Source organism: Pseudomonas sp. PDM09, from assembly GCF_014852305.1.
Classification (GTDB): domain Bacteria; phylum Pseudomonadota; class Gammaproteobacteria; order Pseudomonadales; family Pseudomonadaceae; genus Aquipseudomonas.
In genome coordinates this window covers 1-1,245 of the sequence record NZ_JACVBI010000022.1, presented here as the reverse complement: position 1 = coordinate 1,245, position 1,245 = coordinate 1, and the positions used below count along the sequence as shown (strand labels likewise).

At 62.3% G+C, this 1,245-nt stretch carries 1 protein-coding gene; it reads left to right on the top strand.

Going from position 1 to position 1,245, the window contains the following annotated elements; genetic code table 11:
* Nucleotides 1-1,245, top strand: a 1,245-nt coding sequence (locus IB250_RS28470; protein WP_225603934.1) for a VCBS domain-containing protein, incomplete at both ends; no start/stop codon positions are given.

The following is a 1,245-nucleotide window of genomic DNA, read 5'->3' as shown; positions in this document are numbered from 1 at the left end:
AAGTGTTCAGCGTGCAGGTCAGCGATGGCCTCGGCGGTGTCGATACTCAGCTGGTGACCGTCACCGTCAGCGGCACTAACGACGCACCCGTGCTCAGCTTCGTGACCGGCAATGATGCCGGCGCGGTAAAGGAAGACACCACGCTCAGCGTGACTGGCCAGTTCAGCTCGGCCGACATCGATCACGATGCCACCGCCACCTGGAGCATTGTCGGTAGCAATACCGGCAGCTACGGCTCGATCGCCGTCGACAGCACCGGCCAGTGGACGTATACCCTGGCCAATGGCAGCGACGGCATCGCCAGTGCCGTGCAGTCATTGAAGGCGGGCGAAAGTCATAATGAAGTGTTCAGCGTGCAGGTCAGCGATGACCTCGGCGGCGTCGACACTCAGCTGGTGACCGTTACCGTCAGCGGCAGCAACGACGCCCCGGTACTCAGTTTCGCGACCGGCAACGATGCCGGCGCGGTGAAGGAAGACACCACCCTCAACGTCAGCGGCCAGTTCAGTTCGGCCGACATCGATCACGACGCAACCGCCACCTGGAGCATTGTCGGTAGCAATACCGGCAGCTACGGCTCGATCGCCGTCGACAGCACCGGCCAGTGGACGTACACCCTGGCCAATGGCAGCGATGGTGTCGCCAGTGCCGTGCAGTCATTGAAGGCTGGCGAAAGTCACAATGAAGTGTTCACCGTGCAGGTCAGCGATGGGCTCGGCGGTGTCGACACTCAACTGGTGACCGTTACCGTCAGCGGCACTAACGATGCGCCCGTACTCAGCTTCGTGACGGGCAACGATGCCGGCGCGGTAAAGGAAGACACCACGCTCAGCGTGAGTGGCCAGTTCAGCTCGGCCGACATCGATCACGACGCCACGACCAGCTGGACCATCAATGGCTCGGCTACGGGAACCTACGGCTCGATCGCCGTCGACAGCACCGGCCAGTGGACGTACACCCTCGCCAATGGCACCGATGGCATCGCCAGTGCCGTGCAATCGTTGAAGGCCGGCGAAAGTCATAATGAAGTGTTCAGCGTGCAGGTCAGCGATGGCCTCGGCGGCATCGATACTCAGCTGGTGACCGTTACCGTCAGCGGCACTAACGACGCACCCGTGCTCAGCTTCGTGACCGGCAACGATGCCGGCGCGGTGAAGGAAGACACCACCCTCAGCGTGAGTGGCCAGTTCAGCTCGGCCGACATCGATCACGATGCCACCGCCAGCTGGAGCATCAATGGCTCGG